This is a genomic window from Acidiferrobacter sp. SPIII_3 (genome assembly GCF_003184265.1).
GTDB lineage: Bacteria > Pseudomonadota > Gammaproteobacteria > Acidiferrobacterales > Acidiferrobacteraceae > Acidiferrobacter.
The window spans coordinates 2,295,079-2,309,679 of the sequence record NZ_CP027663.1; the positions used below are offsets into that span (position 1 = coordinate 2,295,079).

At 61.4% G+C, this 14,601-nt stretch carries 13 protein-coding genes; 3 read left to right on the forward strand and 10 right to left on the reverse strand.

All coding sequences use genetic code 11. The features are described from left to right. Window positions 1–3 precede the first annotated feature (3 nt). The 4 genes from C4901_RS11545 to C4901_RS11560 all read right to left on the reverse strand — a co-directional run bounded on the left by C4901_RS11545 (window position 4) and on the right by C4901_RS11560 (window position 2,992). Entirely contained in the window at window positions 4–225 is a 222-nt protein-coding gene (locus tag C4901_RS11545; protein WP_110137455.1) for a hypothetical protein, read from the reverse strand. Window positions 226–304: 79 nt separating this feature from the next. Then, complete coding sequence (locus tag C4901_RS11550) at window positions 305–2,323, reverse strand: type IV secretion system DNA-binding domain-containing protein (protein ID WP_168185700.1); 2,019 nt, start codon at window positions 2,321–2,323, stop codon at window positions 305–307. Further along, window positions 2,320–2,709, reverse strand: a complete 390-nt coding sequence (locus C4901_RS11555; protein ID WP_110137457.1) for a hypothetical protein — start codon at window positions 2,707–2,709, stop codon at window positions 2,320–2,322. Before C4901_RS11555 ends, C4901_RS11550 begins: the two co-directional genes overlap by 4 nt. 70 nt (window positions 2,710–2,779) lie before the next feature. After that, window positions 2,780–2,992 (reverse strand): hypothetical protein, encoded by a 213-nt coding sequence (locus tag C4901_RS11560; RefSeq protein WP_110137458.1) that lies wholly within the window; start codon window positions 2,990–2,992, stop codon window positions 2,780–2,782. A gap of 159 nt (window positions 2,993–3,151) precedes the next feature. Between C4901_RS11560 and C4901_RS11565 the strand changes: the two genes are divergently transcribed. After that, window positions 3,152–4,707, forward strand: a protein-coding gene (locus tag C4901_RS11565; protein ID WP_240611762.1) for an IS3 family transposase whose coding sequence is annotated in 2 segments (ribosomal slippage) — window positions 3,152–3,614 and window positions 3,614–4,707 — 1,557 coding nt in all. Because the reading frame shifts where the segments join, the coding sequence is not laid out codon by codon here. A 4-nt stretch (window positions 4,708–4,711) separates the two neighbouring features. On the opposite strand, the gene C4901_RS11570 is transcribed toward C4901_RS11565, so the two are convergent. The 4 genes from C4901_RS11570 to mobF all read right to left on the reverse strand — a co-directional run bounded on the left by C4901_RS11570 (window position 4,712) and on the right by mobF (window position 10,685). After that, window positions 4,712–5,140: a hypothetical protein gene (locus C4901_RS11570; RefSeq protein ID WP_110137459.1), complete on the reverse strand. Its 429-nt coding sequence runs from the start codon at window positions 5,138–5,140 to the stop codon at window positions 4,712–4,714. Between the two features lie 281 nt (window positions 5,141–5,421). Then, on the reverse strand, window positions 5,422–6,984 hold the full coding sequence (locus C4901_RS11575) for a type IV secretion system DNA-binding domain-containing protein (RefSeq protein ID WP_110137460.1): 1,563 nt from the start codon (window positions 6,982–6,984) through the stop codon (window positions 5,422–5,424). A 30-nt stretch (window positions 6,985–7,014) separates the two neighbouring features. Beyond that, the gene (locus tag C4901_RS11580) at window positions 7,015–7,572 is read right to left on the reverse strand and encodes a hypothetical protein (RefSeq protein ID WP_110137461.1); all 558 of its coding nucleotides are present in this window, start codon (window positions 7,570–7,572) and stop codon (window positions 7,015–7,017) included. A gap of 251 nt (window positions 7,573–7,823) precedes the next feature. Next, entirely contained in the window at window positions 7,824–10,685 is a 2,862-nt protein-coding gene (mobF, locus tag C4901_RS11585) for a MobF family relaxase (protein WP_110137462.1), read from the reverse strand. 997 nt (window positions 10,686–11,682) lie between these two features. Between mobF and C4901_RS11595 the strand changes: the two genes are divergently transcribed. Together C4901_RS11595 and C4901_RS11600 are read left to right on the forward strand one after the other, a co-directional pair. Next, window positions 11,683–12,408, forward strand: a complete 726-nt coding sequence (locus C4901_RS11595; protein WP_110137464.1) for a hypothetical protein — start codon at window positions 11,683–11,685, stop codon at window positions 12,406–12,408. 72 nt (window positions 12,409–12,480) lie between these two features. Next, the gene (locus tag C4901_RS11600) at window positions 12,481–13,206 is read left to right on the forward strand and encodes a hypothetical protein (protein ID WP_110137465.1); all 726 of its coding nucleotides are present in this window, start codon (window positions 12,481–12,483) and stop codon (window positions 13,204–13,206) included. Window positions 13,207–13,344: 138 nt separating this feature from the next. On the opposite strand, the gene C4901_RS11605 is transcribed toward C4901_RS11600, so the two are convergent. Then, the gene (locus tag C4901_RS11605) at window positions 13,345–13,833 is read right to left on the reverse strand and encodes a type II toxin-antitoxin system VapC family toxin (protein ID WP_110137466.1); all 489 of its coding nucleotides are present in this window, start codon (window positions 13,831–13,833) and stop codon (window positions 13,345–13,347) included. After that, window positions 13,830–14,579, reverse strand: coding sequence for a hypothetical protein (locus C4901_RS11610; RefSeq protein WP_110137467.1), 750 nt, complete (start codon window positions 14,577–14,579; stop codon window positions 13,830–13,832). Before C4901_RS11610 ends, C4901_RS11605 begins: the two co-directional genes overlap by 4 nt. Between the last annotated feature and the right edge of the window lie 22 nt (window positions 14,580–14,601).

Here is a 14,601-nt window from a genome sequence, read left to right on the forward strand (position 1 = left end):
GGTCTATCCCTCCCCCTGACTCGTGCCCCGATCATCATCGGTCGCGCGTTTCAGGCGCTGGTCTTCCTTGGCAATGCGCCGGCCCTCGGGCTCATCACCGCGCATAAAGGCCGCGAGGGCCGCGGCGAACAGCTCGCGGCTGTGCCAACCGAGTTCGATGAAATAGGCCTCCTGCTCCTCGGTGAGGTTGCTGCAATCATCCTGTGTCCCATCATTCTGTGTCATAGCGATTTACTCCTTTATAGGTTAGCCACCGGAATAAGTGGCGTTACGTAGTGCTGCGCCCGCGGAAATTGCCCGCGCCCTACGGCTCCCGTTCCTCGTCTTGTCCCTCCTCTGCTCCGTCGAGATCGTCGAGGCCTGGCGCTTCGGGCGCCGGTGGCCGGGCCGTAACAACCTGGGCAGGGGCTGACGGCCCGCTGCCCACCGCTTCGATCGTGCCCAGGATTTTGGCGAGCAGGACCAAACCGGGGGCCACATGGTCGAGCACGAGGTCTTGGACGTGGTCGGCCAGGCCTGCCTCGGGCGTGACGGCCGGCATAGGACGCGGCGTTTCAGAGTCCATGATCGGCGTGCCCAAGGCCTGCGCCTGCTCCTTCTCTGGTTTTTTCTTGGAGTGCGGCGCGACCGCCGCGGGGGCAAATGGCTTCCCCAAGTCCGGCGGGGTCTTGCCCCAATCCGGCCGCTGGTAATTCGGCTGAATCCAGCGCGCCTCGATGCGATCGGGGCGATGGGTTTGCAGTGGAGGAAACGGCCAGTTGAGGATCGCGGCCTCGCCGCCTGCCATCAGCAAAGCGCGCGGTCCCCGGCCTTTGATCACTTTCAGATCCCGGCCAAAGGCCGCGGGCATCAACACGGGTTCGCGCACCCGTTGCCAGGACTGATTGTGCTGGCCACCGTCACGGCCGGTCTGGGTCGAGACCTGATGCTGGAAGCGGTCCACTTCGCGGTCTCCGAGGAGTTTCGCGCACCACTCCTGGTCATCCGGGGAGGTCGTCTGGCAGATGATCTTCGTCGCCGTCTGCCCAGCCCAGGTCGTGGCCGTGTCGCGTGTGTAGGCCTCGCGGATCTGCGCGGTGCTCTGGATGCCCAGTACCACGCGCAGGCCTTTGGATCGCGCCGTGGCCAAAGCGTCCGTAATGCTGGGGACCTTACCGACCCGGGGGGCCTCGTCCAGGATGAGCCAGATGCGGCGCTGGTCGGGCCCCGCATCGGACATATCACTGATTTGGCGCACGGTCTGCTCGATAAGGCTGGATGCAAACGCTTGGCTTAAACTGCGGGCGGAGTCCCGGAAACCAAGGATCGTGACCGGGGGTTGATGACCCGCCAACCACGAGCGCACGGACCATTCCGGGTTAGTCTTGAGATCATAGGCGGCCACGCCCAGGTTGATGACCTGCGTCAGGGCGGCGGATAGCTGCACCAAAAAACCCATAGTGGTGCGATTGGGCCCTTCCGCGTCTTCTCCGCCCAAGAGAGATAAGGACATTGGATCCTCGCGGCCGATGACCGCTTTCAAGACCGCGAAGTCACCAAGGGCGGCGGCGGTCGCGTGCGCCAGATGTGCCATGCCCCATTGCGTTCCGTAACGGGCTTGGAGGTCGCTCACAAGCCCCACCAGTAAGGCGCGGGAGCCTTGCGACCACATGGGATCCTTCTCGTTTTCTTTGATGAGGGTCTCCGCCAAGGCCTGGGCATCGAGCCGCGTGCGGATGTCGTGCCCCACGCGCCAGCCCCCGCCGCGAGCGTCAGTTGGGGACAACAAGGTGAAGGGTTCGGGGAGTTTTTGGGTGAAGTCGCCTTTGGAGTCGAAGATCAGCATTCGATCCCCCCGTGCTTGCGCCTGTTGGATCAAGGGCCAAAGGATCGTGGTCTTGCCGCTGCCGGCGCCGCCCACAATCAAGAGATGGCGGCATTCCGCGTGTTGATCTAACCGGATAGCGGGGTGAATGCAGACCCCCGGCGGCTCGTTTTTGTGAGGCACCACAAGACGCGCGATGCGTTTTGGCGTGCGGTGCAGGGCAAAACCCCGTACGTGGCGTTCGGCGGGCACGGTCATGAGCCACCAGAGGGCACCGGCTAAGGCGGCGGCCCCTAGAGCCGCGGCCGTGGGCGGCCAATATCCCCGCCACCCCCAGCCGTGAATGACGAGCCCAAATTGCGTGACCCACGCCCAGATCCGCGGCAGGGAGGCCGGCGCCATCCTCTGCGACCACAGCATGAGTTGCAAGCCGCCGATCCAGCCGCCGAGGAAACCCACGACCGCCCCGCCGATCGTGAGCTCCAAACGCCCATTGAAGTTATTCGGGTCGTTGATCATGACCGCGTCTCCTGCGCGCGCGCCGTCTTGATGACGGTCCAGTCCGGCCGCACCAGCCCGCATGCCGGGCAGGTCCGGCGGTGGTCATCGATTAAGAGACGTGTCTGTGCCCGCTCCTGCCAGGCCGTCAGGACGGCGACCGCCTCGCGATCGGTTAGCCAGGCCCCCAGTGCACCCAGCGCGGTCAATGCGATCTCGGGGCCAAAGTCGGGGATCTCATGCAAGGCTTCGAAGATCGCGATAGGAAGTCGGGGCCCGCCGGGAGGCCCGTCTAGGGTGTCGTCGTCGGCCATGTCGAGCAGGGTCCGACAGCCGGCGATGATGATGTCCTGCCAGAGGATCGCGAGGCGCTGGGGTGTGACGGTACTGTCTGTCGTGTCATTCATAACGTATTCTCCGTAAGTGCCTACCGTGAGCGGCCGACGCGGAAATGGGCCGGCCGCCCTTTGTGAGCATTTAAATCCCGCGCTCGCGCGCGATCCCTTCCACCAAGTCCGCCCCGAATACCTGCACGCAGGCCTTCGCCATGGCGATACAAAAGGCCGCTTGTTCCGGAGTCAGATCGTCCAATCCACAGCCCCCGTTATCCGCCTGCAGGAGCGATTGGATATGGCGCGGATCCGTGCCGGGGGCCACTTGGGCGAGCAGGTCTTTATATTCGCGTGTCATGGCGTTACCTCCCGATCGCGGCTAAGGTTTGGGGGGTCCAGTACAGATCCAATTCGGCCCCGGCCTCCACAAGCTCCCGGATGCTGATGTACCCCCGCTGTCAGACTACCTGTCGCCTCTTGTATGAAACCCTTGGGGGCAGAAAGAGAGTCGACAACCATGATGCGCTACGCCAAAGAACGGAAGGAGTCGGTGATCCGCAAGATGCTGGCCACCCCTGACCTGTCCATCCCAGAGCTCGCCCGGGAGACGGGCATCTCTTGCTGGACGCTGTATGATTGGCGCAAGACAATACGCCCAAAGGAGGCAGCGGATATGCCGGGAGGAAGGCCGCCCGTGAAACGCCAGGCCGCGCAGAAGCTTACCGTGGTGGTGGAGACCGCGGGCTTGAATGAAGCCGAGCTCGGCGAATATTGCCGCCGACACGGCCTCTACCCCGAGGAGGTCAAGGCATGGCGCACGGACGCCTGTCAGGCCCTGGAGGGTGGGTCCATATCCACCAAGGCGCACCGGGAAGCGCTTATGGCCGAGCAGAGGCAGCGCAAGGTCCTAGAGCGTGAGCTCGCCCGCAAGGACAAGGCGCTGGCGGAGACCGCCGCGCTGCTTGCCTTACGAAAAAAAGCCGCGGCGATCTGGGGGGACGAGGAGGACGCATGATCAGCACCCCAGATCGCCAAGCCGCCGTTATGCTGATTCACGAGGCCGTAGCCGCCGGGGCCCGCAAGCGGGTCGCCTGCAGAGAGCTTGGTATTACACTTCGGACCTTGGAGCGCTGGACGCAGACGGGGGTCGTGGGCTCCGACCGGCGGCCGCAGGCGCATCGGCCCGTACCCCCCAATCGCCTCTCGGAGGCCGAGCGGGCCGAAGCCCTGCGTGTGGTCAACGAACCGCGCTTTGCAAGCCTGCCGCCTACCCAGATCGTGCCACGGCTGGCCGACGAGGGGCGCTATATCGCCTCCGAATCCACGCTCTATCGCCTGCTGCGCGCCGCCAACCAGCTGGCGCACAGGGGCCGCGCGAAGACGCCCGATACCCGTCCCATCCCACGTCACCGCGCGCGGGGCGCCAATACGCTGTGGTGCTGGGACATCTCATACCTGCCCGGCCCCGTAAGCGGCCAATTCTTCTTTCTGTATCTCGTGCTCGACATCTACTCGCGCAAGATCGTCGCCCACGAGGTCCATGAGGAGGAGTCCGGGGATCACGCCGCCGCCCTGATCCGTCAGGCACTCGTGCGCGAGGGCGTGACGGACAGGCGGCCGCTCGTACTCCATCAGGATAACGGCAGTCCCATGAAGGCCTCCACCTTCGTCGCGACCCTCGATGCGCTCGGCGTGCGTCGTTCGTACAGCCGTCCGGGTGTGTCCGACGACAACGCCTATGCCGAAAGCCTGTTCCGCACCTGCAAATACCGCCCCGGCTATCCGGGCGCCTTCGGAAGCCTCGCAAAGGCGCGAGCCTGGATGCTCGCCTTCGTGCGTTGGTATAACCACCACCACAAGCATCGCAACCTGAAATTTGTGAGTCCCGCGGAGCGTCATACGGGCGCCGACCACGCCATCTTCGCCCATCGCACCCGGATCTACGAGGCCGCCCGCGCGCAACATCCCGAACGCTGGAGCCGTAGCATCCGGAACTGGTCCTTGCCTGCCGAAGTATGGCTCAATCGCCCGACCGAGGAGTGCCAAGACACCTCACAATGCGACGCGGCCTAAATGATCAGGCGACAGGTACCTTGACAGCCGCCGTGTACCCGATCTCGCGTTCGTGGGCGCAGGCCAGACCAAAGGCTTGCTGCGTGCCGTTGCCTGTGTGGTCTTTCTCGGTGATGTAAAAATCAAAGGCGGGCGTGAAATAGTGCAAGCTCGCGACTGCGTTTAGACCCTGGCCGTCCGTTTCGTAGGTCTTGGGCATGACCTCGATGCGGGTAGTGAGGTCTTGCACCATCTGCCGGAAATGCGCTTGCTCCTCGCCCTGCTGGCAGAGCTTCCAGAGCATGTGCCATTGCCCGCGGGTGATAAAAGGCCCGAGCTTTTGCAGAGACTCTTGCGCTTGGCGTTCTGTCACCCCCCTGCGGATTGTTGAGGCTTGAGCCCCCTCGACTTTGACTTGGCTTCTGGCATCCGTGTTGCGCTCGTTCGTTTTCATGGTGAGTCTCCTGTTTGTGGTCCTGCGTCTTGCGTCGGCTCTCGCCCCTCATGTGAAGTCGCGTCAGTGAGCGGGCTTGCGACCGGCAAGACCCATGACAACGGGGGTATCGTTGGCGCGGGGCTTGAGAGGGAGCCGCGAACGCAAGCGACTTGGGGGCGAGAGACGAGGTTTGCAGGACTTTGGTGACGAATAAATAACGAGCGCGGATGCCGGGGGGAAGCCTTAAAAAAGGGGCCGCTTGAAAACGGGCAGCCCACTCAACGCGCGGCCAGGCCCGACTACGCCTGGGGTACGGGGATATCGACCAGGGCCCTGGACACCACCGGCAACCGCCGCGGCGCGACGGGGTCGTAGTCTGGGCCCACGGGCGGATACGACTGGTAGGTCAAGGCCACGCGCATCGTGGCGTCCTCGATGCGCAGGAAGCCTTGCAGGTCGGGCAGGCTCATGATTTCAGACGCCAGCACCGCGCGTTCGGTGGTGGTCTGCCACGTGGTCGAGGTGGAGTTGTTGGCGGCCGTCTGCGACCCCGTCGTCCGTGACACCGAGACCTGTTGTCGCTCAAGCTGCCGCTCCCCGATCTCGCGGCTCATAGCTTCCGCGGTTTCGCCATCGCCCACCCGCAGGATCAAGCGCGTCTTGGGCATGGAGAGCGAGGCGGCCGCCTCGTGTTCGCCTACGCGGTGTTTCACTTGGCCGATCGCTTGCGCGGCCAAGATGACGGAAAGCCCGAACTTGCACCCCTCGGCGAGCGCCAAACTAATCGCAGATGACGGCAACAAGACCGGTGCCTCGTCTAAGGCCAGCCAGATGTGATGGGTCGGATCTGGGCGCAGGGAGGTCGCCACACTCACGATTTGGTTCAAGAAGAGTTGATGAATCGGTCGCAGCGTCTCGCGCGTGCGACCTGAGGTCAGCAAAAAGATGAACCGGCCGGCGGGATAGGCACAGAACTCTTTCAGGGTCAGGCCCTCTCCGCGCGGGGTATTGGGGAGTAAGGCCAGCGACCGCAGATAGGGCGCCATGTTGCCGCGCACCGAAGCAAAGGTCTTACTGCTCCCCACAAGGCCGCCTAGACCAGCGCTCGTCAAGCGTTGGATCAGTTGGTCATTAGTTTCGCTTAAACCCGCGCGCACCAGATCGTCAATGGTATCGGTTTGCTGGAAGAGCACTTCCAATGTCGCCTGCGCCGCATCACTGAAATACTGGTTATCGCCTTCGGCCGAGGGAATGATGGCCTTGGCGAGCGTCGCTTCTTCGCCGGGCAGGAGATCTGTCCAAAGCGACCAGGGCGCGTGACGAGCATCGAGGGGATTGATGATGAGGTCGCGCGCAGGGTCGTAAAAGAGACTCACAAACTCGCCGGTGGGGTCATGGATCACGGCGCCATCCCCCATGCGATCGCGGATGGTTTTGATGAGGGATTTAAGGGCCACGGACTTGCCCGACCCGGGCGCACCGAGCATGAGGATATGCTGTGGCTCCACCGGCCGCGACAAAGGCACGCCCCCGATGGCGAGATCGCCGGGGGCCCGACCGAGGAGTGGGGCCACGGCCCGGGCATCATGTAGGAATGTCCCCCGCTCGTGGCGCTCGTCTTGTGGGCCACGGCCCACCAACCGTTGCGAGCGCCGATGCGCCTGGCGAAACATGATCCAGCCGGCGGCGGACAAGAGTCCGTCCAGTGTCATCGGCAGCATATAGTGATGCTGTGCCAGCGGGGCGCCCAGGGCCGCGAGGCAGAAGAAAATGCCAAGGGCAAGGCCCCCGAAATATTTGAATACCCACCACCTGCCGACGGCCTGTTTGTTGTGGTCGCGGATTGAGTCTTGAATGTTCATGTTGACCTCCTTCGTGGCGTCACTGTTACGTTACATTTCCAGCTCGTCGTCTGGCTCAAGATCGTCTTTAGGATCGGGATCCTGCCACTGCACCTCGCAGCCACCCGTTTCATGGGGATCGAGGACCTGCATGGCCTCGGCCTGCTCACGCATTGCCAGGACCGTGCGGGGGTCGAACTGGGCGTGCATACTGCGGCCCTTCGGATCCTCGGATTCGATGACTTTTAACTTTGCGATCTCGTCATGGGTGAGTGGGATCAGTGGTTCCATGCCGTACTGTGGCAACTCGGCGGCGCTCGCCGCCGGCGTCGCTTCCTGAATCGTCGCAACCGGGACTGCCGGCATGTCTACTGGCAGGTCTTCTTCCCACTCGCCATCGAGGTCGGGGTTGTATCCTGACGCGTACTTCTCAAATCGTTCCAGCGCCCGCTCATCTTGTCGCTGTGGCTCCCATCGCGCTTCTTCCTCGCGATGTGGATCCGCCTCTTTGTCATTGTGGGCCGTATGGCCCATGGCGGCCGCGCGGCGCCGATCTTCCTTGCGGTTCCACAGATCGCGGGCCTTCTGGATCAAGTTTGGTATCTTCATGGCGACTCTCCTTAGATTTTGCGGCGACGGTAGACCATCGCCCGATTAAATTGCGCACGCCCACCTTTCTGGGTCTGAAACTGCTGGCGCCGATCATTCCAGCTCATGCCATCTGGATACTTCCGAACCTCGCCTCGACATTGCCGGCCGCATGGCCGGTGCCGAGGGGCTTGGCGGCGAACCTTGTGTGTTGCGGACATAGGGACCTCCTTGATATGTATTCCTCATAGCGGCCCGCGCGGAAATTACCGTTACCACTCCCTCTCCCGCTCAGAAGCTGGTGGCGCCGGTGTGGGCGATACGGGGGTTTGGACAGCCTCCCGCGCCTGGGCCAGATCGCCGTGCCGACCGAGGTCACGAGCGGCCTCCGCACGGAGCGTTTTCAGGGATTCAAGGTTGGGGACCGAGCGATCTTTTGTGGCGGACAGGGCATGTTCGCGTTCTGCGTATTGGGACCAGTTTTTTTCAAGCGCTGCCGGATTGTCCGTCAGAATCGTGAGCGTATCGCGCTCCCGACTGGCCGCCACATACGCGGTTTGCGCGGTGGCTACCCGCGAGGCCTCGCCAGCCACGATCACATGATCCACCGTCGCGCCTTGGGCAGAGTGAATGGTCCGGCACCAGCCGTAGTCAACGGTTTGGCCCTGGGAGCGGTCTAGAATGATCTCTTTGCCCGAGTCGAGGCGGGCGACGGGCTTCCCATTCTCAATTCTGTCGATGGTGGCGGACTCGCCGTTGCGGATCCGATCCACGCCCTTTTGGTTTTCGCGGAACACGATTTTGTCACCGGGTGACAGCTCCATGTCACGGGGCTGATAGACCCCGGCCGGCTTCTCTTTGGCAGGGTTCCAGTCGCGGGCCGTGCCCTCATGATTTGCCAGAATGACGGTGTTACCTGTCACATCCTGCACTTCATACTCGACTTTATGGCGTTCACGCCCGCGGCCTTCTTCAATCCGGACCACCATCCGGGGCTGGTACAATTCGGCTCGCGCCTGCTGTTCGCGGGTGAGTCCGGCTTTATCGAGTGCCGTCACGGTGACGGATTCCTGGGACACCGCGCCTTGCTCGCGCAGGCCTTCACGGATATGGCGATTGATCTGCTGACGCAGATCGTTGGTGCCACTGACAACCAAAGTCTTGTCCCGAGTGTCGGCATCACGGTTCAGGTAATCGGCCGCTGTGGCGTGAGCGATGGCCGCCCGCTTTTCTTGCGTAGTGGATTTGGCGCCTTCCTTCTGTACATTGTGGGCCGAACGGCCCATCTCGACCTCGCGCACATACGAACGGGCTAAGGCGGTTGCTTGGGCGGTCTCGCCCTTAGCGAAGGCCTGCGCGATCTCCCGCAAAGCGGGATCGCGTTGACGTTGAATCTCGTCAATGGTGGCGTACTGGATGGCGTGCGTTTCCAGCATGTGTTGGAAGGGGCTGCCGGCTTCCACGGCCGAAAGTTGACGAGGGTCGCCGACCATAAGCAACCGAGCCCCTTCGGCGTCGACGCGTTTTAGCAAGGCGTCCATGTCTTTGCCGGACACCATGCCCGCTTCGTCTAAGATATAGATGCGCGGACCTTTCCCCGAAGGGGGCCTACCGGCTGACGGCTTGGATGCGAGGAGGCTCGCCAGGGTGCGGGTGTCGTCGGCGCCGGCCGTTTTCAATTCATGGGAGGCCGCGGCGCTGGGGGCGATGCCGATGACCTCATAGCCCCGTTCTTTGGCCGCCTCGACAAATCCCGCCATTGACGTCGTCTTGCCGGCGCCGGCCGCGCCGACGACACCTGTCACCCGATCGGAAGACGTGAGAGATAGCGCTAAGGCCTCACGCTGGCCAGCACTAAAGGAGAAACCTTGGGTGGCTTCACGGGCCTTTATATAGAACTGCGCGTCGGCAGCCGACATGAGCGCGCCAGTCTCGCCGCGACTGGCGCGGGCCCGCGCCAGGATTTCCTGTTCACGATACAGCGCATCGCGTGTGGTGAGCTTGCCGGCGCCCACATCGATGAGGCCGGCTGTCTTACCAGTCAGGGCCATGTCGATCTGATTGAGCGTGGTTCCGCCCATACCCGCTTTCAGGGCTTCCAGTCGTGTTTGCGGTTTACTAAATACACTGTCACGCTCACCCAGGTGACGGGCGGCGCTTGCTACGGCCTCGGTGGTGAGATCGGATGATGCAACGGGCCCGCTGACACTGGCTTCACGCATAATCTTGTCCAGATCGATACCGGCCTCGCGGATCCGCGAACGCCATTCCCAGCGCTGGTCCTGCTGGGAAAGCTGCGACTTGCTTCCCCGGGTGGCGAGACAAGCGGCCTCCTTCTGCTTGTCCGTCGCGCTCTCGGGGTCGATCCCGCGATCGCGCAAAGCGTCATCTATTTGCTGCGAGCGGCGAGAGAAACTATCGAGCTGTTTCTTTGTGATACCTGAGAATTCCCAGCCGTCCTGCGTCTGGCGGATCTCGTAGCCAAGCTTTTGGACCTCTGTTGCCAGCCATGCCTTCGCCGCGCTGTCCGCCGTCTTGGCGAGCACCATCTGTTGCCCAAACGACAGGTCCATACGGACCCATTCACCATCGGCGCGTCGGGTCGCATTGATGGCGAGAATATGCGTGTGGAGGTCGGGATCCGGGACTCCATCGACGGTCCTGGTGTCCTCATGCCTATAGGCCGCGGCCACCAGCGCGCCCGTCTGCTCGACCTGTGCGCCGGCATGCCCACGGCGGGCGGTGACACACTCTTTTTCAATAACCCCCGCCGCGACTTTTATTGATTCATCCCACAGAGCCATGAGGCGGGGATCAGCGGTTGCCATGAGGGAATAGGACTTGCTTGCCGACAAAGTGAGATCGGTCCCGAGGCGGGCACTGTCCTTGCGTCCGCCTCTTGTGGATAAATCGGTACCGTCTGGCAACCGCCCTTCTAATAGCCCGATGAGTTGTTCGCGATCCACCGCGCCTTCCAATCCTAGAGTAGCGGCGCCTTGGCCCAGCCATTCCGACGGTCCAGCTTTGTTCTGGTAATAGCCCGCCTTCGCCTCGGCCGACTTCTTTTGGTTTTCCAGGTAGTCGACGATGCCGCCTGCGCCGCGGCCGGATTTGAGATGTTTGATTCGGAGCATGAGCCTTCCTTAAGTTACGGGATTGCTCATAGCGGCACGGGCGGAAATTGCCTCCGCGCCTGGTCTCCGCGCCCGCCGGGCGGCGGACGCCACCGGGTTCCGCTCCGCGGGGTTGGTGGCCGGGGTGGGACGGGTTCACTCCCAGCTCAAACCAGCTCGACAAGCTCGCCTTCGCCGGGCGCCACCCGCTCCCCGGCCGTGGTCTTCAGGGAGAGGAATGGGCACGGGCACACAGACGGCGGCTGAAAGCCGACCCCTGAGCGCAGCGAGGCGCACAAGCCGAAGGCTGGTGCATATGTGTGATCTTTCAGCCCATCGCGAAGCGGTGGGCGTCATACCCATCTTTGTCTGAATACGGTATCAACACCGTTCCAAGACGGTACCAATACTGGCGGAACCGGAACGAGTTGGGGCGGTCATGGGGCGTTCTTACGCCACAGTTGCGACAGAGTTCGGACAAAGTTGGGAGAGGGTTGTGAAAGTTGGTACCGAGTTGGGTTCCTATTGGGGCCATTTCCACGCGCGCTGCTAGGCAGGTAACGGCGTCACAACAGAGGACCACAATATGACCATCCATGACCAGGCCACACGATTGACCGCGCGCGTCGCACCTTATCTTGAGGCCATTGCCAAAGCCCGCGCGGCGGGGCTCACGTGGGCGGATATCGGCCACGTGTTTCAGGTCAAGGCGCGGCGCCTCCAATGGGCCGTGAAGCACTGCCGCTACACCGCGGAGCAAAAGCCCTTGCCGGAGCCCGCATCAACCGCCACCAAGCCCGCACCACGAGCCACAGCGCCGTCAACAAAATCAGCCCCCGCGGCACCACCCCTCCCACCGCCTCCGGGGCAACGCCCTGTGGCCACGGATCAGATGTCAGAACTCGACCGGATCCGGGCCGAGTTCGACCAATAGGTCCCCTTCGGGGATAGGTAATTTCCGCCCCCGCCGCTATAGCCAACGGGCCGGATCGTCCGGCCCCTTTGAGAGGAAACCAACATGACCGAAAACCTCAAACTTCTGATCTCCCATGGCGACAAGGGCGGCACCGGTAAGTCTATGGCCGCGGCCTTAGCGCTCGACCACTTTCTCGCAACGGGTGCCCCCGTCTTGTTGATTGAGGGCGATGCCGGGATCCCAGACCTTGCCTTGCGTTTTCGCGGGTCGGTGCCCGTGACGCTGGTCAATTTGAACCGCGCCGGCGACGCCGAGACCAGTTTCAACAAGTTGGGCAACGTCCTGGAAGCCGCGGCGGCCGCTGGCCAGCATGTCGTCATCAATATGCCCGCCGGCGCCGGGGACACGATTGACGAACTGGCCCCGGTCCTATCTGAGATCGTCAGTGCGGTCGGGTATGAACTGGTCGTGACATTTAGTATCGGGCCGCACCGCACGAGCACCGACGCGCTCCTGAAATCGCTGGATCGGGGACTCCTGTCCGTTGTCGATCCAGCCCGCCGCTCGGTGCTCTTTCCGCTTTTCTTAGGGATCGCCGCGCAGTTTGATTGGAGCAAGTCACCAAGCCGCGCGGACTTTATGAGCGTGGGCGGCAAAGAGGCCGCCATTCCCGCCCTGCGCCCCGACGATCTGCGCGACAAGATCCTGGCCGCACCGGGCGCGTTCTCGGTCCTGGGTGAGGATAAAGCGGCGCTCACGATCACCGAACGCGCGCTTTTTCGGCGCTGGCTGGCACTCGCGCATGCGGCGATTGCCTCAATTGTTTAACCCCAAAGGCCGGGGATCATTACCCCGGCCCTTCATTGTGGGCCAAACGGCCCATTTACCGAGGAACAGAAGATGAGTAACGACCAGACAAACGCCAACGCCCGCGACGCGGCCTTGGAATCCCTACCCCCCGAGCTGCGCGAGGCGCTCTTACGCAAAGCCTCCGACTTGGGCGTACACCGCGCGGATGATGTGGTCTGGGCACTCGTCGCCTCGGTCATCGATGCGGCGGCCGCCGCTCAGATGACAGGACAACACATAAAAATATTGGTAGAAGAAACGGGGAAGGTGCCAGATTTGATCTACCAAGGGACCATGCGCGCCGGCAATGATCTCAAGGAAGGCGTGGCCCAAGCCATCGAAGACAAGACCGTGGAGGCCGGCCAGGCGCTGGTCGGCGCCATCGCCCATGCGGCCGGCAAGGGGGCCGCGGATCTGCAAAAGGCCGCGGCAAGCCTCGATCGTATTGGGGCTGATAAGGCGACCGCCTTCGTCGAGCAGTGGAAGGCCCATCTGGCCCATGCGATCAAGGAACAGGCCAAGGCAAGTCTGGCCTGGAAGCTCGCCCAAAGTTGGGGTGTGGTGGCCGCCCTGCTCTCCGGAGTGATGATCCTGGGGATGCTGATAATCACTGGCATGGGCATCATTGAGCACCGAGTTATCTTGTCGTCGGGAGTAACATATCATCGAGGGGTCGGGGGTAACCCCCCGCAGTTGAATTTTGTGGGGCCACTCTACCGCGCGGCGTCGTGCCCATCAGGGGGGTCGTGCTTGATGGTGCTGAATTCGGGCAATTGATCGGCTTATAAGATCTGGCCAACTAGCAGTGTAGGCAAAGGAGCCCGCTACTTTCTGGGCTTCTTCGCCTCCTTAACGTGCGGCTTAGGCGGCGTCGATAGCATCCGCTTCAATACACCGTCAAGTTTCTTCTTGTCCTCACCCATCAAATTTCTTGGTGTCTTCAACTATGAACTCCGATTGTGCCGATCCGTGAGGATTTTGAACGATTAATTCGAATCCAGAAACATTTATCTTCCCTTTCTTAACCAGGTTTGAATCAAAAGAATGCAACTCACGAATTCTGTAGTAGGCACAAGTCGCAACATGCACGGCGTCTTTTGGTTGAATGTTTGAATCCCAGACAACGTCCCGCGCAAGCTCCGCAACCTCCCTAGTTAACGTTTTCTGACTGATGAAATCTTGCCGGAAAAAGTTACTTACTAAATAGCGCTTAGACAGGTCAAGTTTTGGTGTTCCTTTCTTGTGAATCACTTCTGCAGTTGTGAGAGTAGAGGTAACAATATGTACGAGACCTTTCTCGCACGCTGCCCATACATCATTGCAGCCCTGCATTTCTGACGCTGACTTGTCCTCATTAATAAGAGCAAGAAAAGCATCCGAATCCCAATATACGACCCGGATCACGTCGAAGCACTTCCAGACAAAAGCGCCCGCATTTGCGTGAGAGTCGGTATATCAGGCTTGCTTGGGTAATTGATTATCCTGGTTGCCCGAATGCTGACAGGCATACCATCCCTCCGATACCTGACACGCCCCACCACTTCAACACGCTGCTGAAAGCTTGCCAATGCCTGCGGAAGTTGTTCATTGGCGAACTCACATTTAACGGCGTGATTATTGAGAACGTCATAAATAACGAGCTGCAACTTACCGTGACCATCGACTTTTTCGAGGATACCGTCAACCGACCCATCCTCTTCGTACACAGCAGCCAAAAGCTTCTCTGCGCCAGCCGCAACACTCCGACCAACCCGAACAGACTCTTCCCGCTGCGACCATATTCTTACATTTGGATCCACGTTGGATTTCCTAAACAAAGACGCAAGCGACTTAGAGTGCTCGATCGCTTTGTCAGTAAACTCCCCAGGCCTAATGCCATCAGCAAGCGCCCTCAATCCAGACACCATTACATTCCGAATACGGAGTGAATCGAGCCCAGAGGAAAGTGGGGAAACACCAACCCCGACGCTTCCTTTATAAACCTTTACCTGCCAAGAGGCAGCGTCCGCATTTCCAGAAACGGCTCTCGATAGCTCCTTGACCAATCCCAAAAAGCTATCAGTGGCCTTCTGGAAATCGGCGATAGAGATCACGTCCTCGTCTATCTCAAGAGTGATGTCCGTCGTGATATCATCAAGTCTGATCGCCATCGCAGGCCTCTCGATTCTAGCT

Excerpts from the sequence above, each read along its gene's own strand:
- C4901_RS11545 (WP_110137455.1), bottom strand. The coding sequence starts at position 225 with ATGACACAGAATGATGGGACACAGGATGATTGCAGCAACCTCACCGAG.
- C4901_RS11550 (WP_168185700.1), bottom strand. The coding sequence starts at position 2,323 with ATGATCAACGACCCGAATAACTTCAATGGGCGTTTGGAGCTCACGATC.
- C4901_RS11555 (WP_110137457.1), bottom strand. The coding sequence starts at position 2,709 with ATGAATGACACGACAGACAGTACCGTCACACCCCAGCGCCTCGCGATC.
- C4901_RS11560 (WP_110137458.1), bottom strand. The coding sequence starts at position 2,992 with ATGACACGCGAATATAAAGACCTGCTCGCCCAAGTGGCCCCCGGCACG.
- C4901_RS11570 (WP_110137459.1), bottom strand. The coding sequence starts at position 5,140 with ATGAAAACGAACGAGCGCAACACGGATGCCAGAAGCCAAGTCAAAGTC.
- C4901_RS11575 (WP_110137460.1), bottom strand. The coding sequence starts at position 6,984 with ATGAACATTCAAGACTCAATCCGCGACCACAACAAACAGGCCGTCGGC.
- C4901_RS11580 (WP_110137461.1), bottom strand. The coding sequence starts at position 7,572 with ATGAAGATACCAAACTTGATCCAGAAGGCCCGCGATCTGTGGAACCGC.
- mobF (WP_110137462.1), bottom strand. The coding sequence starts at position 10,685 with ATGCTCCGAATCAAACATCTCAAATCCGGCCGCGGCGCAGGCGGCATC.
- C4901_RS11595 (WP_110137464.1), top strand. The coding sequence starts at position 11,683 with ATGACCGAAAACCTCAAACTTCTGATCTCCCATGGCGACAAGGGCGGC.
- C4901_RS11600 (WP_110137465.1), top strand. The coding sequence starts at position 12,481 with ATGAGTAACGACCAGACAAACGCCAACGCCCGCGACGCGGCCTTGGAA.
- C4901_RS11610 (WP_110137467.1), bottom strand. The coding sequence starts at position 14,579 with ATGGCGATCAGACTTGATGATATCACGACGGACATCACTCTTGAGATA.